19 protein-coding genes are annotated in these 21131 nt (G+C 45.3%); all 19 read right to left on the bottom strand.

Translation table 11 applies throughout. From position 1 onward, the window contains the following. Positions 1 to 23 precede the first annotated feature (23 nt). The 19 genes from mrdA to H6760_01920 are packed head-to-tail and all read right to left on the bottom strand — an operon-like array spanning position 24 to position 21112. Positions 24 to 1961 (bottom strand): penicillin-binding protein 2, encoded by a 1938-nt coding sequence (gene mrdA / locus H6760_01830; protein USN53888.1) that lies wholly within the window; start codon positions 1959 to 1961, stop codon positions 24 to 26. After that, on the bottom strand, positions 1945 to 2490 hold the full coding sequence (locus H6760_01835; GenBank protein ID USN53889.1) for a hypothetical protein: 546 nt from the start codon (positions 2488 to 2490) through the stop codon (positions 1945 to 1947). The genes mrdA and H6760_01835 overlap by 17 nt, the downstream gene beginning before the upstream one ends. Beyond that, on the bottom strand, positions 2480 to 3304 hold the full coding sequence (gene mreC, locus H6760_01840; GenBank protein USN53890.1) for a rod shape-determining protein MreC: 825 nt from the start codon (positions 3302 to 3304) through the stop codon (positions 2480 to 2482). The genes H6760_01835 and mreC overlap by 11 nt, the downstream gene beginning before the upstream one ends. A gap of 1 nt (position 3305) precedes the next feature. Beyond that, positions 3306 to 4364 (bottom strand): rod shape-determining protein, encoded by a 1059-nt coding sequence (locus H6760_01845; GenBank protein USN53891.1) that lies wholly within the window; start codon positions 4362 to 4364, stop codon positions 3306 to 3308. A 2-nt stretch (positions 4365 to 4366) separates the two neighbouring features. After that, entirely contained in the window at positions 4367 to 5647 is a 1281-nt protein-coding gene (locus H6760_01850; protein USN54054.1) for a hypothetical protein, read from the bottom strand. After that, a complete protein-coding gene (locus H6760_01855; protein USN53892.1) occupies positions 5622 to 6740 on the bottom strand; it encodes a site-2 protease family protein in 1119 nt (372 codons plus the stop codon). The genes H6760_01850 and H6760_01855 overlap by 26 nt, the downstream gene beginning before the upstream one ends. A gap of 3 nt (positions 6741 to 6743) precedes the next feature. Then, a complete protein-coding gene (gene frr / locus H6760_01860; GenBank protein ID USN53893.1) occupies positions 6744 to 7289 on the bottom strand; it encodes a ribosome recycling factor in 546 nt (181 codons plus the stop codon). 1 nt (position 7290) lies between these two features. Then, entirely contained in the window at positions 7291 to 8358 is a 1068-nt protein-coding gene (locus tag H6760_01865) for a hypothetical protein (GenBank protein ID USN53894.1), read from the bottom strand. Next, a complete protein-coding gene (locus H6760_01870; GenBank protein USN53895.1) occupies positions 8351 to 9319 on the bottom strand; it encodes an AAA family ATPase in 969 nt (322 codons plus the stop codon). Before H6760_01870 ends, H6760_01865 begins: the two co-directional genes overlap by 8 nt. A 42-nt stretch (positions 9320 to 9361) precedes the next feature. Then, the gene (locus tag H6760_01875; GenBank protein USN53896.1) at positions 9362 to 10546 is read right to left on the bottom strand and encodes a glycosyltransferase family 4 protein; all 1185 of its coding nucleotides are present in this window, start codon (positions 10544 to 10546) and stop codon (positions 9362 to 9364) included. After that, positions 10547 to 11560 (bottom strand): rod shape-determining protein, encoded by a 1014-nt coding sequence (locus H6760_01880; protein USN53897.1) that lies wholly within the window; start codon positions 11558 to 11560, stop codon positions 10547 to 10549. A gap of 1 nt (position 11561) precedes the next feature. Next, the gene (locus H6760_01885; protein ID USN53898.1) at positions 11562 to 13502 is read right to left on the bottom strand and encodes a DUF4012 domain-containing protein; all 1941 of its coding nucleotides are present in this window, start codon (positions 13500 to 13502) and stop codon (positions 11562 to 11564) included. Between the two features lie 49 nt (positions 13503 to 13551). Then, positions 13552 to 14382, bottom strand: a complete 831-nt coding sequence (locus H6760_01890; GenBank protein USN53899.1) for a glycosyltransferase family 2 protein — start codon at positions 14380 to 14382, stop codon at positions 13552 to 13554. A gap of 1 nt (position 14383) precedes the next feature. Next, positions 14384 to 15406, bottom strand: coding sequence for a glycosyltransferase family 2 protein (locus H6760_01895; protein ID USN53900.1), 1023 nt, complete (start codon positions 15404 to 15406; stop codon positions 14384 to 14386). After that, a complete protein-coding gene (locus H6760_01900; protein ID USN53901.1) occupies positions 15393 to 16952 on the bottom strand; it encodes an O-antigen ligase family protein in 1560 nt (519 codons plus the stop codon). The genes H6760_01895 and H6760_01900 overlap by 14 nt, the downstream gene beginning before the upstream one ends. A 4-nt stretch (positions 16953 to 16956) precedes the next feature. After that, on the bottom strand, positions 16957 to 17841 hold the full coding sequence (locus H6760_01905) for a glycosyltransferase family 2 protein (protein ID USN53902.1): 885 nt from the start codon (positions 17839 to 17841) through the stop codon (positions 16957 to 16959). Beyond that, the gene (locus H6760_01910) at positions 17841 to 18566 is read right to left on the bottom strand and encodes a glycosyltransferase family 2 protein (protein USN53903.1); all 726 of its coding nucleotides are present in this window, start codon (positions 18564 to 18566) and stop codon (positions 17841 to 17843) included. Before H6760_01910 ends, H6760_01905 begins: the two co-directional genes overlap by 1 nt. After that, a complete protein-coding gene (locus H6760_01915; protein USN53904.1) occupies positions 18559 to 19683 on the bottom strand; it encodes a glycosyltransferase family 4 protein in 1125 nt (374 codons plus the stop codon). The genes H6760_01910 and H6760_01915 overlap by 8 nt, the downstream gene beginning before the upstream one ends. Further along, entirely contained in the window at positions 19643 to 21112 is a 1470-nt protein-coding gene (locus H6760_01920) for an oligosaccharide flippase family protein (GenBank protein ID USN53905.1), read from the bottom strand. The genes H6760_01915 and H6760_01920 overlap by 41 nt, the downstream gene beginning before the upstream one ends. Between the last annotated feature and the right edge of the window lie 19 nt (positions 21113 to 21131).

The raw sequence follows: 21131 nt of genomic DNA on the forward strand, positions 1-21131 counted from the left end.
AACACTCCTGCTATGTCAATAGTCTACTGCGAAGCCTCAATATTAGCGAAATATTCCTCATATCCAGCTTGGGCAACCGGCAGAGCGGCTGCATGACCTTCGCCGCCCTTTTCCACCATTACCGTGATGACGATCTCAGGATTTTCATATGGGGCAAATGAGGTAAACCAAGCGTGTGTTGCATTGGTAGTTGAGGAGAACTGAGCAGTACCGGTCTTAGCAGCAATTGCAACCGGCATACTATTGAGACGTACTGCGCTACCACTAGTAACGACAAGACGCATTCCCTCTCTGACAGCTTTTAGAGATGAGGCGCTTACTACATTTTGCCGCAGCACCTCAGGGTTAATGTGAGAGAGAAGATTACCTTCCGCGTCCAGCCAATCCATGGCAATCTGGGGTCGATAAAGCGTGCCGCCATTTGCAATTGCCGCAGTCGCGTTTGCAATTTGCAGTGGCGTGACAAGCACATCACCCTGACCAATGGCATAGTGATAGGTGTCGCCAATATACCATGGTTCATCCTTCACCTCTTCTTTCCATTCCGGGGTTGGTAAAAATCCATCAGCTTCATTTGGCAGATCAATCCCAAGTCTTTGGTCGAAACCAAAGCGTTTGGTGTACTCATTGAGTCGGTCGATTCCTAAGCCGTCAATATCGCCATCACCACCACCAATGGTGTAAAAATAGGTATTCACTGAGTCGGCAATCGCCTTTGCTAAGTTTGTTGGACCGTGACCACCAGCTTTCCAGTCTGGGAAATACCATTTATCAATACGAATGCCACCAGAGCTTTGAATAATCGTTTGCGGTGTAACTATTCCCTCCTCTAAGGCTGCTGCTGCAATAACTGGCTTAATAGTTGAGCCAGATGGGTACTCGCCCGAGATTGCGCGATTAAGTAGAGGTGTTTTAGGGTCGTTAATAAGTTGGCTATAGGCGTCAACGCTTATCCCCTGACTAAAGGCATTAGCGTCAAAGCCAGGCGAGCTCACCATTGCGAGTACGTTTCCCGTGCGCGGATCCAAAGCTACTGCCGCACCGCCACTGGCGTTATTTTTATCGACACTTTCATTTAGGGCGTCTTGCAGTCGATTTTGCAAACCAATATCAATTGATGTACGAAGTGTTTTTCCGGGACTTGGGTCTTGGCTGGCTATTAAACGCTTCTCGCGATTGAGATGATCCCGTTCAACTTGTCGATAGCCATGACGACCACGCAGTTCATCCTCGTAGTATTTTTCTAGACCGGTTTTCCCTGTGTAGTCGAGTCGACTATAGCTGGGATCCTCCTCCAGTTCCTGATCGCTAATTTTACCTACATAGCCGAGTATGTGCGAGGTGGAATTCGCATGATCGTATTCTCTGGCTGCTATAGTTTCAACCTCAATACCTGGATAAAGATAGTCTTCAGTGATAAGTTGAGCAGCTTGGGTATATGGCACACGTTCAGCAATTTCAATCGGCAGTCTGCTATAGAGCGTTTCATCGGTTAATTTCGAGCTAATATCCTCAAAAGGTATTTCCAGCATCTTCCCAATATGTGCAAGGAGCGCATTGCGCTCATCTTCTTTTTCAGGCAGATCAATTGGAATCATCACCACACTAAAGCTCGGCACGTTTTTTACAAGCTGTTCGCCATTACGATCCAAAATAAGTCCTCGCATAGCTGGTATACGCTCAGTGCGGATGCGATTGTTTTCCGCCTGATCAAGACGCTCGGCACCTTGAACTACCTGGAGACTAAAAGTGCGGATGGTCAGCAGAGAAATAAGCACCCCGACAAAAAGGAAAAGTATACGAAAATATCTTTGGGTCACCGAGTTCGGCACTCCAGATTCCTGACCACCTTGAATTACCTCATCCACTGAAAAAGCGTTTGGTGAGGAACGGTTTACTCGACCGTATACGCGGGACGGTCCGACTGAGTCAATGAAAGGGTTGCTACGTAGTGAAGGCATGTGTACCAGTTAAGGGGTTACGTGCTTGCATACGATCTGGCCAAAGCATTTGGATAAAGCGATAACTGACCAGGGCGAAAAATACATTTTCCGCGATACCAAGCAGCAAATATGACCACGCGGAAGGTGCAAAAACATCAGTTACATTGCTTTGGGTTAATAAACTGTAGCTGAAAAAGACCCCATAGGTCAAAAGTATATAAGCAATACTACCAATAAGCGTGCAAGTCAGCACCAGTAGCCAGATTCGGTGAGTTCGCCAGGAGTTGGTGAGCAAAAAGCTCATAGTGCAACTAGCTGGAATAATAATGATATATTGAGCAGGAAAGGCGCTATAAAAATAGACGCTGAGCATCCAGCCGGTGATTAGGGCAACCGAGAGCGAGTGTCGAACTGATACGGTGAGTAATACTAAAGGAAAAACAAGCCAGAGTTGCAGTGGGTGTAGCCAGCTGGGTAGATAAGGTTGTGCGCTTAAGGAAAAAACGACCAACCCAAGCGCAATTATGACTATGAGACTATTCTTCATCTGTGCTTGGTCCTTGGACTACTGATACTAATTGTAGCCGATCAAGTGAAACTGGGTAGCGTATGCTGGCACTTTGAAATAGATTCGTGGCAGTTGAGCTGACATCGCCAACCGTACCAATCAGTAATCCACGAGGGACTCCGGCTTCTAGTCCAGCGGTTACGATGCTTTGTCCAAACTCGATTGGTTCATCTTGCGGCACAGTGGTAAGCCGAAGTGCGAGTCCCCTTTCACCGATTACAATTCCAGGAGAGTTAAACTCATTCTGTACTTCTACTGATATTTTACTGCGTCGGTCAGTCACCAAGAGGACTTGAGCAGTGTTACTTGTTGTAGAAGAAACACGACCGATCACAATGCCGTCCTCCACTACAACAACTTGACCAACAAATACACCGGAAGATTGCCCACGGTTAATAATAATAATTTGTGCACTAGGGTCTAAACTGCGACCAATAACGCGCGTGACCTGGAAACGTAGGTTTTTAGTGCTTAGTAACTGTGATTGTTCATTTGCGCTGGCTTGGTCACGGAGCAAAGAACGCAGCTCTGCATTTTCTACCAACAAGGAATTCCGCTCTTCTTCGAGCTGGGCCACCTGGAACTGGAGGTCCCCTGTTACGCCTTTTGGTTGGAACCAGGATTGAATACCAGCCGCCATAGAGGCGCTTGCTTCTTGAATCGGATTAATAATAGCCGAGGTTAAAGATCGAAAAGGTTTACCAAAACCAAAAGCATCAAGCACTACCAAAAGAAGAATAGCTACCAGAAAAAGTAGCGTAAAACTTCTGGCTGAGAGACGACGCTGTGACATACTACTTAATTAAGACGTTTTCGTCTTGGGTTGAGAGCACGAGTACTTTACGTAGCGCATCAAGATCTTCCAAAACTATACCGGTCCCACGTACTACCGTAGTAAGTGGGTCATCGGCAATATGAACTGGAATGCGTGCCTCTCGTTGAATTGATTGATCTAAGCCTCGGAGTAAGGCGCCGCCACCAGAGAGGATAATACCTCGCTCGTAAATATCAGCTACTAACTCAGGCGGAGTACTTTCAATCGTAGTTTTAATTGCATCGATAATCATACGCACAGAGCGTTGAGTAGCTTCTAAAATATGTTGACTACTTACAGTGACCTCGCGAGGTAATCCACTAATCAAGTCGCGTCCCCGCATTTTTGTTTCTCGCTCTTCCACCTTCTCATTTGCTGCGCCAATGGCAATTTTAATATCCTCAGCAGTTCGTTCACCGAGAAGCAGATTAAAATGATCGCGGGCGTAATTAATGATGTTCTCATTTAGTTCGTCGCCGGCTATACGCAGAGATTTCCAAGCCACCACACCACCTAGCGCAATGACTGCAATCTCCGTAGTTCCACCGCCAATATCGACGACCATATTTCCCGAAGGGTCTTGTATAGGCAGTCGTGATCCAATCGCTGCCGCCATTGGTTCTTCAATAAGATACACTTCACGTGCGCCAGCTGAGAGAGTGGCGTCTTCAACTGCTTTACGCTCCACTTCTGTTACACCGAGCGGAATGCCAATAACTACGCGTGGGCGCGGTAAAAGCCCAGAGTTTTCTCGGTGCACTTTTTGGATAAAGTGCTTTAACATTTTTTCAGTAACTTCGAAGTCGGAAATTACACCGTCAACCAGAGGCCGAGTAGCTACAATGTGCCCAGGTGTTTTTCCTACCATTTTACGCGCCTCATCACCTACAGCAAGAATTTGATCGGTGCGGGTGTTGATGGCAACTACCGAAGGTTCGTTGATGACAATTCCCTTGTCTCGTACGTACACAAGCGTATTTGAGGTGCCGAGATCGATTCCCATGTCGCGGGAAAAACGACCAAAGATTCTATTGAGCATGCTTATCCTTTCTCCCCACTCAAGGTGTGCAAGATGTCCTGTGGCGAGAGAAGTTGACTGTCTTTCTCATCACGTTTTTTTACCTCGACCTTGTCACCTGTCTTTGCTGAAACGAGTAATCGATATGGTATCCCCAGCAGATCCGAATCATTTAACTTCTCGCCGGCCGATGCATTGCGGTCATCATAGAGGACAGTTTTACCTGCATTGAGAAGTAAGGTAATGAGGGTTTCCGTTGCAGAGTTAATCTCTGGTGTATTGCCTAATTGCACAACGTGGAAGTCAAAAGGTGCTACGGACAAGGGCCAGCGAATACCTTTTTCATCATTGTGTACTTCAACAATGGTCCCAATTAAACGCGAAACGCCAATACCATAGGAAGCCATGATAATAGGCATCTTTTTACCTTCCTCATTCACGAAATGAGCTCCGATGCCATCGCTGTATTTTGTGCCAAGCTTGAAAATATTACCTACCTCAATAGCTCGGCTAATCTGGATGCGATCCTCTGGATTATTTGGACAAGGATTACCCTCTTTTACCTTTGCGATTTCTTTATTTTGCGCAAAAGTACAATTAGGGCAGTAAAATATATGATCTTCACCTGCTTCGGTGAGCACCTGGAACTCGTGTGAGTATTCTTTAGTAAAGTCACCGCCGGATGCTTCAACAATTTTTGCATCCAGGCCACATCGGGTAAACACATTGAGATAAGCAGTTTTCACTCTCTCATAGTATGCATTCATATCATCTTCACTGGTATGCAAGCTATAGAGATCCTTCATGCTAAATTCCCTGCCACGATTCAAACCAGACTTTGGTCGAGCTTCGTGACGAAACTTTGTTTGAATCTGATACAGCGCAACAGGTAAATCCTTATATGATTTTACAAATTGCCGAGCGAGTTCAGCAATGACTTCCTCGTGTGTTACACCTAGGCCTACGTGCTTTTCAGAATGATCGAGGAACTGATACATGACAGGTTTCAGTCCTTCCCATCGACCAGTTTTATCCCACAGCTCTTTTGGTTGAAGGGCCGGCATGAGCACTTCTTGTCCATCAACCGCATTCATCTCTTCTCGGATGATGGTTTCAATCTTCCGAAGCACACGCAAACCAAGCGGAAGATAGCTATATGCTCCAGCCATGTGCTTGCGAATAAAAGCTCCCTGCTCTAGCAAGCGGGCATTAATACTTTCCTCGCCTCTTGGCGCTTCACGTAATGTGGTGCCAAAGAGTTGAGACTGTCGAACAAGGTTAGGAACCGAAGCTTTGGAAGAAATCACGGACGCGATCTCCGATGTTAAAACGATTAATGTCTTGAATGCTAATAACTAGAATAAAAAGAATGAGGGCATAAAAACCTATCGTATGCACTAGACCCTCAACTTTTGGACTGACTGCTTTGCCACGCACTTTTTCGAGAAGAACAAAGAAAACTCTTCCACCGTCTAAAGCTGGAATTGGAAGAATATTCATCACTGCTAAGCTAAGCGATAGCACCGCAGTGAACTGAAGGACATAGACGAAACCAAGTTTAGCTACCTGCCCAGTCACAACAGCGATACCAATCGGGCCTGCCACGTCAGGTGAAACCATTCCCTGAGTAAATAGGAGCTTAAAGAGCTCAAAAAGCGATACGATAATTAGCCAGAGCAGCTGTAGCGTATACCAAGGACCCAACCAAAGTGCTTGATACCATGGGTAGCGTACGAGACCGGTTTCGGCGGCCGCTACACCAATCTTCGGCGTCGTATCACCCTCGGCGATCTCAGGAGTTACCGTGAGTGTTTTACTTTCATTTTCATGCGAATACTGCAGTTCGAGCGCTTCAATAGGTTCTTGTGAGGTGGCGGCCTGGAGATCGCTCACCGTGCGTATTTCCTGACCGTTAATTTTTTCAATAACGTCATTCACAGCTAAGCCAGCTTTTTCGGCTGGTGATCCTTCGACTACCGTCACAATCTGTAGCTTATGATCAGAAACCTGACCACCTGATGCGAGCTGGTCTTGATCTAAAGCGGATGGAATACCAATCCCAAAGGCTATACTGAGTAATACCGCCGCAGTAATTACGTTCATGAGTACGCCCGCCGAGAGGATGACGACGCGTTTCCAAGGTGCTTGGGCTACGAAGCTATCAGGATCGACATTTTCGCCAGACTCCCCTTTTAAGCGTACGAAGCCACCAAATGGTATCCAGTTAATCGAATAAATAGTATCGCCACGTCGGATTCCGGCAATGCGAGGCGGGAAACCAAAACCAAATTCCTCAACCTTTACACCTAGTTTACGAGCAGCGCTGAAGTGTCCAAATTCATGAACAAAGACGACTACACTAAATACGACGATAAATACGATGAGGGTAAGTAACATAGCTTATACAGTCATTATTTCTTCTTCTTTTGCTTTGGCTAAGTCGCGTAATTGCGTGTGAAATTTTTGCAGTGATTCTTGCAGCTCTTTTTCCTGCCGTTCAACAATGTCTTCTGAGAGTGAACCCTCTTTTCCTTGATCACGCCAAGTTCGCAATACTTCTTCGCGGGTTTTTTTCATTGCCACCTTTGCCTCTTCTTCAAACTGCACCACAACTTTCAACAGCTCTTTACGACGCTCTTCAGTTAATTCAGGTAATGGTAAGCGAATAGTTGTGCCATCGAGGCTAGGTTGTAGCCCAAGCGGTGAAGCCTTAATGGCCTTTTCAATTTCCTGGACCATTGAAGCATCCCAGGGTTGGATGACTATTAAACGAGGCTCAGGCGCGGAAATATTTGCCAATTGCTGCAGAGGCATATTTGAACCGTAAGCTTCAACTTTTAGATTTTCCACTAGGGCCGGATTTGCTCGGCCGGTTCGCAATGTTGCTAATTGCGATTTATAGAAATCAAGTGCTTTTTGAAATTTTTCTGTATAGGTGTCGGACATATTATTTCTCTACAAAAAGTGTACCAATAAAGTGTTGATCTGGACGTTGAGGATGAATCGCATATACCGTGACAAGTCGACTGGTGGGAATAGTAACTACTTCCCAAGTAGCTCCGGCGTCTTTGCTGATATGCAATTTATTTTCTGTTGTGAAGAAAATATTATTTGAGTTGCGCGGGTCAACATGCACAGTACGTATCACCAGTGTGTTATTAGGCACCAAAGTTTGCATTGCCTCCCAATTACTACCAAGGTCATTTGAACGAAGCAGGCCATAGTTGGTAGCGATATATATGCGTGATGCTTGTTGTGTGTCGAATGCTAATGCGTTTACCACATTTGCACCGTTAAATTGCATTAGGTTTTCTTGCAAAGGAGTCCAGGTTAATCCTGCATCGCCGGAACGTTGTAGATACTTCTTATCCACAATAGCCATGAGTATTGTTGCATCATTTGGATGCATGTAGAGCTGATTAACTGCGCTTTGGAAAATGTGAAGCACGTGCCAGGTCTGACCACGATCGAGACTTTCAAGAATCACTCCACCCGTGTTGCTGGCGTAGATGTGATCGGCATTATTTGGTTCAATAACAATGCTGGTAATAACAAGCTGCTCACGTGATTCTGTATACACGCGATCCCAGGTAATTCCACCGTCAAAGCTTTTTTCAATATGAGGTCCGTAGCCAGCATAGAGGACTTCCGGCTCCTCCGGGTCGATTGCTAAGGCAATAACGTTACCATCTTGGCGTCCAGTTACCTGCCAGCGCTCGCCTGCATCTTCAGTTCGATAAAGACCGTTTCCACGGGTGCCATAGTAAATGGTGTCTGGGTCAGATGGGTGAAAGACAAATATGCCGCCATTCGCTTTCTCAATGGTGACCAGCTTTTTATCAACCGTGCCGATGATGGCTTTTTGCTCCCAAGTTTGACCCTGATCATCGCTACGAAAAGCTCCACCGTCTGCTTGTTTTGAGGGTCCAAAAATTGTGCAACTCTGTCCAGTGAGTGCAATAATGGAAAGTAATCCAATAGAGAGAAGTGTGGTGCGTAGTAGAGATTTAGACATAGGTGAGAAGTAAATCCTCGAGTAAAAGTGCTGCTTGAGTGTTTTGTCGTAATAGTTTTTGACCCTGAAGCGCTTTGCGCACATGTTTCACTCGATGTGCCTGAAGTTTTTGTCCAGTCTGGTCTTTTTGAAAGAGTCGATTTTTTTCGTCGAGTACGAGATAGTGGAGAAATCGTGCAGCAATCTCTTGCTTTTCAGAGAATTCTTTCACGCCCTTGAAAAGAGTCGTAACAAATTGGTGTTTTTCATGAAGCGACTGAGTGCGTAGTTGGCGAATATTCTCGAGCAGTTGTTCAGCTGCATCTAGTGCCTCACTGTCATTTACCCAGTCGGTAAGTAGTCCAGGACGACCTTCTGCTAAAGCGACAATATCACGCGTGCGCTTCTTCTCAGAGAAATGTTCAAGTAAATGTTCTTCAAGTTGAGCATCTTTACTTCCCTGCAAAGGAATTTGCTGACAGCGAGATCGAAGCGTGCTAAGGAGGAGCTGTGGGTGTGAGCTAGTGCAGAGAAAAAGTGTTTTTGGCGGCGCATCCTCAAATGCCTTGAGTAATGCATTCATAGCCGATTCAGAAAGTGCATCTATATCACTCATGAGTACAACACGGTGTTTTGCTCGTAAGGGACTTTGTTGTGCTGCTTGCACTATTTTTCGTACATCTTCAACACCTGAAAACTCAGCAGCAGAAAATCCAACAAAGTCAGTGTGGGAACTTAATTCTGTTGAGCTTACGATTGGCCATGGTAGCGTAGCCTCCATATCGTTAAGGATATGATGGGCAAAGATTTGAGCTAGCGTGGTTTTGCCTACTTGAGCGGGTCCGGTAAAAAGGTAGGCGTGATGTAAGGAGCCTGACTGCTGGACATTTTGCAAATACTGACAAACCTGCTCGTTCCCTATAAAGTGCGGGAATGACCAGTTGGCGTTTTTTTGCGCCCGCTTAGGAGTTTTTTTCTTCATCAAAGCGAATCGACTCTACCATATCAGGGGCTTTTTCGCAAGCTACATTTGCTCAATTAGGTCTCGTATTTGTTGACCTGTTTTTTGCCAGCTAAAGCCTTTTACTTGTTGGAACCCCTTTTCACGCAATTGTTCGCGCAGCTCGCTTGAACCATTCACATCCTTTAGTGCCTGGGCGATGCTCTCTGGTGTATCATCTCTCAAATAGTAAGCTGCATTGCCAGCCACTTCAGGCAAAGACGCAAATTTTGAGCATATCACTGGCACGCCGAGCGCCATGGCCTCTAAAACCGGTAATCCAAAGCCTTCGTATTTACTTGGGAAAAGGAGCATGCGGGCTCCAGCCATAATTTGCGGAACTTCCTCGTGTACTCGCTCAAGTAAAAAGATTTGTTTCCGCGTTTCTTCATCAAGTGCAGCCCAGGCTTCGTCAAAGCCCGTACCCGGCTTGCCAATCAAGACAAGATGCTGATCTTTGTTTTCTTTTTGAAATTGTGCAAAACCGCGCAAAAGTCCATCTATGTTTTTTTTCTTTTCCCAACGCCCAATAAAAAATACATATGATTCAGGAAGCGCATATGTGTGACGCGTTTGCGCAATCTCTTCTTCTGAATAAGTCTTTGCGTAATCAGGGTGTAAGCCATTATGAATAACCCGAATGCGCTCTTTAGGAAAAGGAAAAAAGTGGCAAATTTCATCGCGGGAGAAATTCGAAACGGTCAGGATCTCGCCTCCATGTTGTAACGCCATGCGGACACTAAAGCGGTGATAATCTAGCTCGTTGTTTCCGTAGCGTCCTAGTGAGAAAAGTCGCACAAAAAAACTAAAGAGGTAGCGCAATACTCCTCTTTTTGGCCCAATGGGATGCTGCGCATAAAGTTCTGGAAAGCGTTCAAATCCCACGTCATGAATAGTCGTGATAAGTTTTTTGGGATGGATAAACGGAATTGTATGAGCAGGTACAAAAAGTATCTCAGGTTTATTCCAAAACATTTCCCAAGATAGCCGGAAGAGATTCCAAAGAAATTTTGGCGGCCATTTTAGCACTCGTATCTCAGCTTTTTCAGCCAGATAGTGCATATCAGCAACTAGGGGCTCCTTCACATACAGTACGTAGCTATTTTTTGTATCTTGCTCAAGTAACTCCTTGATAACAAAAAACGAGTACCATTCTGTGCCGGTACGGTGGAGCGTATTGGCGCGAGATGCATCAATACCGATTCGCATTTACTTTGTCATTAAAATGCTGCGCTTGTAGGATTCGAGGTTTTCTAGAGCAACTCCGGTGCCGCGAGCAACACAGAGACGGGTATCATCAGCCACATAGGCTGGCACACCGGTAGCTTGAGACATGAGTCGATCAATGTTGCGTAGCTGTGAGGATCCGCCACTAAGTACCATGCCTTTATCAATGACGTCGGCAGAGAGCTCAGGAGGAGTTTCCTGGAGCACTGATTTGACTGCTTGGATAATCCCAGCCAGCTCATCTTGAATTGCCTCAGTCACATCGTCAGACAGCACGGTAATGGTTTTTGGTAGACCGCTAATAATATCGCGTCCGCGAACTTCTAGAGCCAATTTCTCATCCATTGGTAAAGCAGACCCGATCATTATTTTGACTTGCTCGGCTGTTTGCTCGCCAATTGCTAGGCCATATTTTTTGCGTATGTATTCCTGAATTGCGGCATCTAATTTGTTTCCTCCAATGCGCACTGAGGTATTTGCCACAATACCACCCAGGGAAATGACAGCAATTTCTGAGGTACCACCGCCAATATCGATAATCATGTGCCCAGAGGCAGATCCGATCGGGATATTTGCACCAATAGCCGCTGCAATAGGCTCTTTGATAATATACGCGGCCTTTGCTCCAGCGGCTAAGGTTGCGTCGACCACAGCTCTTCGTTCAGTTGAGGTAATGCCGGCCGGTACAGCAATCATAACTTCAGGGCGGAAAAAGCGGACACCGCCAGAAGCTTTATTAATAAAATACCGCAGCATTGCTTCAGTCGTGCGATAGTCGGCAATTACTCCATCGCGAAGTGGTCGATATGCCACAATAGTGTCAGGGGTTCTTCCTAACATTTCCTTTGCTTCATCACCCACTGCGAGCACCTTCTTGTCCATCAATGAGACTGCCACCACAGACGGTTCATTAATCACAATACCACGCCCGGGCACATGGACGAGCGTTGACGTGGTACCAAGATCAATCCCCAATCGTTTCAAGAAAAAAGCCATGCTATTTCTCCAGGATGAAGGTCAGGTCGTGTGATAATGGACCGCTTAAATATACGCCATCGTTTTCACTTTGCAGATACTCGAGTGGTGTAATGGTGTGCGACTTATATCCAGGGTGGATACGTATTTCTAAGCTATGTGGCTCTGTGCCTGGCTGCTTCTGCACATCAAGCTGATAGTCACCCTTCTTTAGAGTATCTGTAATAGCTTTTGGTAGACGATATTGGATGTGTAAGTCCCCTTCTTCAAGTGGCTCAATCGAAGTGAAGCCTTGAATAACTGTTTTGCCTAAGTCTTCGTCAAGAGTGGGTTCAGTTGCTTTACCATTCTGAATTTTATCGTTGGTCAGGAAACCCTCTGCACTAATGAGCTCACTGCCAAGCGGGACGTAGATGCGAGTGTAGGTTCTATAGCGGGTAGACTTCCAGGTAATTGTCCCCTCGTTGCGGTAGTGCACGTTAAGCGTAGCAATAGCCTCACCATCAACCATTTCAACTGAGTAGCTAATAGTTCTCTTTACTCCCGGGTCACTCTTAAGCGAAGCCATGTTTGCATCAACAACATACAGGTAGTCATCTTCTGTTTCCTTTACTTCTCCACCCCAGTTTTCGTCCTGAATAATCGCCTGCAGTTCAGGATCCTTGAGATAGAGCAGAATTTGCTTTTCCTCAACATTTTCTAGGAAGGTTGACCAAAGTCTATTCCAATCCGATTGAGGGAGCGCTAAAAGACGATCCATGAGGATTTGTGACATCTCGCCGATGATTTCTTTACGTGCTAATTCGTCTATACCTTGTTGATAATATCCCTGTTCAACTTGGTACTGTAATGTGTCAACGAAGTTGTCACGTGTAAATTCGATATTTTGAACAGTTATACTGCCGGTTAGTTCGATCAATGACTCAATAAAACTTGGAGTAACCGCGATTACTCCATCAAAGGATTTTACTGGACCGCGTTCTTGCTCATAAAACCAGAGGGCTTGCTCAGCAGCTCGTGGAAAATGTGGTGACCAGTTAGAGTCTCGTAAAAACCATTGCGTACTTCGTAAATATTTTTGCAGCGGCTCGGGTGGGTCAATATCCAGGAACTTTTCAGCTGGAACGTCGAGATTATAAATGTTATCTGTGGTAAAAGTCTCAATTTCGCCAGCATCAACCTTTAAGACGCCATAGGTGCCGATAAATCCACCGGTTGGACGGAGTTCAGTATTATTCTGCAGCAAGAATAAGTAGGTTTGCTTATCAGGATAGCCGGCTAAAACTGGAATAGTGCGCGCTAGAGATGAAAACTGAGCCACCGCGCTCTGCACCAAAGGAAGCTTTTCGCTAATGGGGTCAATTGCGCTTTGTAGTGGGCCAACTAAGCCCGTCTTCGGCACCTTGTTAAACTCCTCCACTGATTGCGTAATTTTGGTTTCAGCATCACGTAGGACAGGATCAGCGTCATGTAGTTTACCTAAAAGCACTCGCTTATCTTGCGGTGTTAAACTCTTTAAGCTTAATTGCCCAGAAGCGTTTTGAAATGGAACAATCGTAGTATTCGCAAAATCTGCAATTTCATGAATTGCTTGACTGCTGGTGATTGCGGCTTGAATCAGATGATCGGCTGCTGTGTATTGACGTGCAGCATATGGCAAAACGCGAAGCCAGGCTAGCCCTCGCAGAGCGCTATCCGCTTCTTCAAACTTTCCAATCGCATCGTTTAAGGAAATCGTGGCAGCAGAAAAATCCTGTGCCTCAAAATGTTCCTGGGCATTGAGAAGCGCGTTTTGACCGTCCTTGGCAGCTCGAGCAACCTTCACAGCAGATGGATACGAGAAAGCACCTAGAATAGCGATGATGATGATAAGACTGCCTAAAACAATCCCGAGGACCTTAGGCCACCGTCTCTTTTGCTTACCCTTCTTATGTAGATTTATAGATGTTGCGCGTTCTGGCACGTTGCACTTTCAACTAGGCAATGGAGCTTCAAATTCTACTGAAAAATGCTTACTCCGTCAAGCCTGGAATAGGATGTGAGGATGGCGTGTTTTGCCGAAAATATTTGGCAAAGTAGCGAATACCGGAATGAATGTGAATTCGGGTGGCTGCAGTAAATATGCCACTAAGGCCCGGACTCTCAGCAGATAAACGACGATGATAATGCACTAAGGCTGCTTCTGGATAATAGTAGACCGCATAGCCTGCCGCCCAAAAGCGTCTGCACCAATCCACATCTTCAAAATAAAGGAAGTATCGCTCATCCATTTCACCAATCTGCTCATAGGCTGACCGTCGTACGAGCATACAGGCACCTAATACCCAGTCCACTGGCTGCGTGTGCGTCTTTTCGGTATCACGCATGATGTAGTGGCGAAGTGCCTTTTTTGCCCAAGGCAAATTACCCAAAGGTGTACGGCGATAGAGAGGAATCATCATGCCAGGAAATCGATACATTGATTCCTGGACAGTTCCATCAGGATTGGTAAGTTTTGGAGCGAGTAAAGCAATTTGCGGATTTTTTTTCATGAAATCGAGCATCTTCTCGATCATGTTTTCAAAAATGGCAATGTCAGGATTGATGATAAGGAAAAACTGACCTTGCGCGGCTCGCATACCCACATTATTTCCAGATGCTAAGCCCCTGTTTTCATTAAGTTGAATACCTTTGACGTCTGGAAAACGCTCCTGCAGCATTTCCATTGTGCCGTCATTGGAATTATTATCTACGACGATAACTTCATATGAACAGCGCAAATGAGATTGTTCAATACCACGCAAGCAGGTTTTTACTAAACCGCGCGATTTATAATTTACGATAATTATTGATAGTTCAACCATACTATTGAAACCATTTACGAAGTGATTGTTGGGAAACGCGAGCCTTATGCATGAGGGCTTTTTTCTTTTTCCGCATTAGGGGCATTAATTTGAGAGCAGCGATACTCTGCCGCAGAACTGAAGGCTGAAAGAAAAGCAGGTAAATAAACTTTTTCAGTTCATAGCTTAGTATCCAAGGAGCGCTAAGAAGAAAACTTGCGATACTTTCATTTTTTGCAAGCATGAGCAAATGATTTCGGTACGAGAGTGCGTTAATCACCTTTGCTCTATGTCGATGTTCAGCAACAACCTGTCGGGTGCTTTCACTATCACCTCGGGCACTTCGATGGTGATATGCCAGCGCCTGTGGTATGCACCATGCTTCCCAACCAAGTCGCTGTAAGCGCCAGGCCATATCCACATCTTCTTTGTAGGCAAAGAATTCCTCATCAAAGTACTCATCTTGGTAACGAACATCTTCTAGGGCCTGTCGTCGGTATACTACTGCAGAGCCGCTTATGCCAAACACTGGGGTAGGAGCATCGAATTGACCTCGATCTCGCTGACCCTCCCCACGATCGACCACTCGCCGGCTACGCAGACCCTGTAAACCGACCGAATCAATCCTATCAGACATATCTACTTGCTTCAAATCCCCTTCCGCAAAGGCGAATCTTAGCGTTTTTCCGCCAATGCTGCCGCATTTGGGCTTGCTTTGTATGCCATGCATCAGAGTTTCCAGGAATGTAGATGTGGCGATGATATCCGGATTAAGCACAAGGACAAATGGTGAGCTGGAGAAATGAATACCTTGATTATGTGCTTTTGCGAAGCCCAGGTTTGTACGATTTTTTATTACCTGAATTTGTGGATAGTTTGCGCTAAGAATTGCAAGCGTGTCATCAGTAGAATTATTATCGATAATTAACACGCGGAAGTTTTGGTAGCTTTGTTTTTTTAGCGATTCCAAGCAATGCTGAATAAAAATTCCACTATTCCAGGTGACAATATGAATACTTAATTCTGGCGTTTCAGGATTCTGCATGAGTATTTGGAACAAGCGTGAAAATGAGAGCGCACATGAGTATCGCGCTAATACCAAGCGGATGGTTTAAATATGGTGTAAAGGCGTGAGCAGCGAGTAAGGAAAGTAATGCGCTGAGCGTACCAAGTTTAATAATCAGTTCATATTGGTTTTGTACCTTCCACTGAAATCCTTTCCGAAAGACACTTCCCAAAAAGATGAGATAGATAAGTAAGCCAATACCTCCTAGTTTTACTAAAAGGTCTAAGTAGCCCCACTCATACACATAGACCGCTACAGTTTCTACCTCGTCGGTCCCGGCTACCAGTGAACGATATCGAACAAGTGTTCCAAAGCCGGATCCAATAAGAGGCGCCTCTTTTATTTTTTCAACAACATTGGGCAGTAATTGTAAACGGTTCGATGCGGCAAGCTCGGTGTTAGGTTGAAAAAGTGATTGCAGGCGTCCCACGCTGGCATCCCAAGCACCCGGCACAATTGCTAAAGCTCCTAGCATAACAACAAGCACAGTCAGCGAGGTAAGGAAAAGGCGTAACTTGAATTGCTTTGGTAATATGGCAAAAAGAAAAAGTATTCCGACAGCTAACCCAAACCAAAAGCTACGTGAGAATCCGATAAACAGTGCTGCGCCAAGTAAAAAGAGGCTAAGTACACCGATGTATCGCGAGCTGCTCCACTTACTTGTCTGTAAGAGAAAAAGCAGGGCTGGAAAAAGTAGTAATAAAATGTAGAGATGGCTTATTACAAAAACCCGGAAAATTCTTCCACTAAAGTATGATATTTCAGCCATGCCGGTATCTCTTGCCCAGCGATAGACACTTGGACGATCTTGAGTTATCTCACTGCGGTCAAGTTGAATTTTTGAAGCATCGAGCTTTGTAGTCTGGCCAAGTCGGGCTGGCTCACCACTATCCTCATCCAACTTTGCCAGTTGTCCTGAATCAACCTGGGTGGCACTTACAAAATTTGGACGATAATAGACCGTGGCAAAAAGTGTGCTTAAGAAGAAGGTAAAAACTATTAGGGCCAAGGTTGCGGCAGCGCCCCAGTAAGCAAGACTACGCAGCTGCCCTATATTTCGTATACTCTGGAACAACGGGAAAACAAAAAGAAAATAAATATAGCCATTGAGGTCAAAAAACCATATCTCGTGCGGATTTTTTGCATAGCCCAGCATAGCTGCGAGGAGGATCCAGAGCGCCAAGCTGAGTAATGGCCAGCGAAATTGGCTTTGCCATACCGTTATTCTTTTTTCACGTATGACTTGCCAAAGAAAGACGAGACCGAGAATGCCGAAAATGGCGTAGCGAATGGGAATAGCCTGACCAAAAGCGACAATAGAAAAAATGTAACCCTTGCCGCCAATAATAAGTTCGCTCAGAGCTATATAAATTCCATACTCCGGTGCTCGAAAGCTAAGGTAAATGGTACACGCAACAATGAGGAAAAAAAGCGTGGTATTTATCCAAGGGTAGAGAAAACCAAGATACGCTAATCCGTAAAGCGCTAAACACACACTAGAGAGCAAGGAAACTTTCTTCAGCACAGTATTAGTCATGCGCGGTTGGAGTTTTAAGCTTTAGCATGCTAAGCGGAGCGGCCAGCGCGGCCAGAAAAAGACTAAGAGGTCGAGCGAGTCTAAGAACTATAGTATCCCATCGTGAGCCATGTTTGGCAAAATAGATTTGCATGCTGTGAATAAAATAGCGCTGCTTGGTAATACTGAGCACTTGCCTGAAGCTCTCACCTCGAGCATGAAATACTTCTGCCTGTGAGGTATAAAAGACTTTAAGTCCGGCCTTTTTTACACGATAGCAATAATCAACTTCTTCAAACCATATAAAATAGTCCTCATCAAGTAGGCCCACTTGTTCAATTGCATTTTTGTGTATAAGAAAAAATGCTCCTTTTACCTGATCCACTTCCCCATCCTGCGTATAATTCCAACTCGATGCGTAGTACCTTTTCAAGGCAGGAAAACGAGGGAAAAATCGATGCAGTTTAAGCATGATGAGTAACTGATCGCTTAGCTGAGGAAAAGCTCGAATACTCTCTTGCGTTGTTCCATCTTCATTTACGAGACGGCATCCGAGCACGCCAATATTTTCTTCCTGTTCCAGCACTTGTTTTACCTTACTTAACGTATCTATTTTGACAATTGCATCTGGGTTAAGGAGTAGCATGTGGCCGGGTTTTGCAGCACGTATGCCTTGATTTACCGCCTTTGCAAAGCCTACATTTTTACTATTGGCAATGAGAGTAATGTTTGGATACTTTTCTTTTAGCGACCTAAGCGAGCCATCTTGGGAGGCGTTATCGACAACGATAATATCTTCTGGATTTTGCCTGCTCTGCAAAAGCGCGGCTATGCATTGGAGTACTAACTCCCTCACATTCCAGCTCACAATTATTACGGTCATAGGTGTTTGAGACATTAGCGTACTGGGTGCAGAAGCCGATAAATCGTAAAGGAGATTTTCCATACAAGACTCTTCAATGCGCCGCCTTTAGGGAGTTGATGCTTTTGAGACAGGTACGCCTTAGCCTCGGCCCGCAACTCACTACGAGTGCTAATTGCACTGCGCTGATGTGCTAAGGTCTGAAAGAGTTGAGGTGCTACAGCGACTCCCCTGCCTCCTTTTTCCACCACACTTAACCAGAGATCCCAGTCTTGGAAGCGCTTCAGGTGAGTATCAAAGCCCGGGAAATGTGCACGGCGGATGAGCGACATCGTGGAAATAAAGTTTAAGCGTTGTAGCCAGTAGTGGCTGAAATGTACTGCTGGCATTGGCCGCTCATCAAACACAAAGCTACCATAAGCAAAGGCGGCCTTAGTATTTTTTTGAAGTGCAGTGAGTAAGGTGTGAAGCGCATTCGGCGCTAACTTCACATCTGCATCGCAAAAGTAAAGATATGCACCTTTACTGAGTCGTGCTCCAGCGTTGCGAGCAGCTGGTGCGCCTTGAGCTTCCTGTTGAAGTACTTGGATATTTTCTTTAGCTAAATCCTGGGCAATATGCAAAGTATCTTGAGTTGCTCCGTCGCAGACAATAATAATTTCTACATTAACACTTTGCTGCTCCTGAATACTTTGTACAGTAGTGCGTAGAGTCTCCGCATCATTTTGACACGGGATGATAACACTAATAAGCTCATTCATGAAGGAGCTCCTCCATTGTGCGCTTCCAGGTAAATTCAGTTTGCACACGAGTATAATGCTTCTCACCTAATTGTTGTGCCCAGGTTTGGTCACCCATAAGCTCTTTTATGGCTCTAGCTAACTCCTCTGGATTTCCCGGATCAACTAGTAGTCCGCTTTGCGCGGGTAGCACAATATCCTCGGCTCCACTTTGCCTTGTGGCGATAACAGGTAGCCTATAACGAGCAGCTTCTAAGAGTACTATTCCGAAACTTTCTGCGTGTCCTCTCACTGGGCGACTAGGTAGTACAAACACATCAGCTTGCGCATACCATTTAGCTTTTTCTTCAGCATTGTCTGGTATTGCTCCGATGAAATGTACTTGCTCAAGTATGCCTAATGTATTGGCGAGTTGTTTGAGGGCGCCCATTTCGGGACCATCACCAACGACAATGTAGCGAACAGGTGCTTTTAGCAATGCTAAAGCGTGAAGCATGACATCAATCCCCTTCATTGCTACTAGTCGACTTATTGTGAGGACGGTAAAACCTTCAGTTGATGTTCTCTGTGGTAATTCCGGAAAATCAGCAAAATCAATCCCAGGGTGTGCAATGCGAATTTTTTTCTGAAGCTTTGGGTCTGTACCAAAATGCTTTGCGGTCTGATTGCTGTTTGCATAAAGAGTGTCGGCAAAGCGTAAGGTCAACCGGTAAAAAAATGCATGCACTGGATTTTGTTGCGGCAACACAGCATCAATGCCGTGAGACATAATATCGTAGCGGATTCCTAAACAGAGACGCATGAGTGGCGCAAGGATAGCGTATTGCGCATAGTGGCCAAATAAAATGCGATGTATTTCAAAGCGACGTATATACCGTGGAAGTCGCCAAAGCATAGGAAGCCAGCTTGGCTTGCACCAAGACCAGGCAAAAAGCTTTTGACGAATTACCCGGTGTGGAATGTTGTCATCATTCGCGTCTACTTCTTTATCCGTCCAAATAATCAGCGAATCCTCTGGCCATCGTCTCGTTACCTCAGACCAAAAATGCTCTAAACCTCCAAGTTTAGGCGGAAAAAAAGCGGTAATGAGTAATGTTTTATTCTGCCGTTGCGCCATTTCTTCGTCGAATAATCCCATAAAGTGTTTGTATGTCTGTACGGGTTATCCCTCCAACTAGGAAGAAGGCAATGGCATAAATAATCGCGGCGATCGGTAGCAGGGCAAAGACAGACAAGCTAGAACCAAGCGCTAAAAGAATCCCTACCATAATCGCAGAAGCAATGAGGCTGCGAGCCCAACGTCCGAGGAGCCAAACGATGCGATACTTCGCCACTTTCCATGACCAGATTGTGCTGAGCACAAAGAGTACTAATGCACTAAGGAGCGCTGCTGCACTTGCTCCAACATGCTGCCATTGTGGGATAAGAATAACATTCGCCACGATGTTAACAATGGTTGTAATCATTATATTAATCGTGTGAATTTTCTGTTTATTACATGCTCCAAGCAAGGTTCCGGCAATGAGATTAATGAAAATAAATGGAAGGCTAAGGATGGAAACCTGCAAAGCTGAAATACTCTGGGCGTAGGTTGGCCAAAGATTTGGGTTGGTGATCAGAGGACCAGCGAGGACAAAAACACCAGCCGCAATTGGTGTGCCAATACTGAGCATGAAAAAATATGATTGTTCAAGCAAGCGTCGCAGCTTATCCTGTGAGCTAAGATAAAGCTCACTGAAGGCCGGAAAGACACTATTAGAGATTGCTAAAGGTAAAAACTGAATAGCATACGTAAGCTTGTAGGCAACACTGTACCATCCCACATGTGCGTCATCCGTCATCTGTTTAAGTAAGACAATATCAACGTAGGCATAGAGCTTCGTGAAGATGCCAGCCAGGAAAAACGGTGTTGCCCACTTAGCAAATTGCTTGATAACCGAAAGATCAATCCGAGGAGTAACTTTGAATTTCAGCGTCCTGACCATATGCCAAAGTGCATAGGAAAAGTTTGCCAAGGCGCCGAGCATCACGGCAATACCCAGGATAATCGGACTAGGGTTAATTACTAAGCCAACAATGCCGAAACCTAGCACAAAGACTTGGTGAATAATCGTTCCAGTGGCTTCGTAGCGGAAGTTTTGATACCCACGAAAAATGCCATACAGCGTAACGCTGAAGGATTCGATAACCATTGAGATTCCAGCCAGCCAAAGCACTTCTTGGGTAAGAATATCGTATCCTAAAATGAGTGCGGTAACCCAAATTCCGGCATAGGCCAGCACCGCCAAGAAAATTTTAATCGCCAGTATGGTGGAAAGATAACTTTGCGTTTTCTCTTTTGCTCGAGCGACTTCACGAATAAGTACTGGGTTAAGTCCCAGATCAATACCAATGCTAAAGATCGTGACAAAAGAAATAGCAAAGACATAAATACCCGTATGCTCAGGTGAAAGTGTGCGAGAATAAAAAACAAAGTACCCAAATGAGAGCACTTTTTGTGCAATATACGCGGCCGTGAGATAGGTCGAGTTTCTAAGTACTTTTCCTGAACTTTCGGAAGGTGACAAGTCGGAACCCTCTCACGAA

Source organism: Candidatus Nomurabacteria bacterium (genome assembly GCA_023898465.1).
In the GTDB taxonomy this organism is placed as follows: domain Bacteria; phylum Patescibacteriota; class Patescibacteriia; order HK-STAS-PATE-3; family HK-STAS-PATE-3; genus HK-STAS-PATE-3.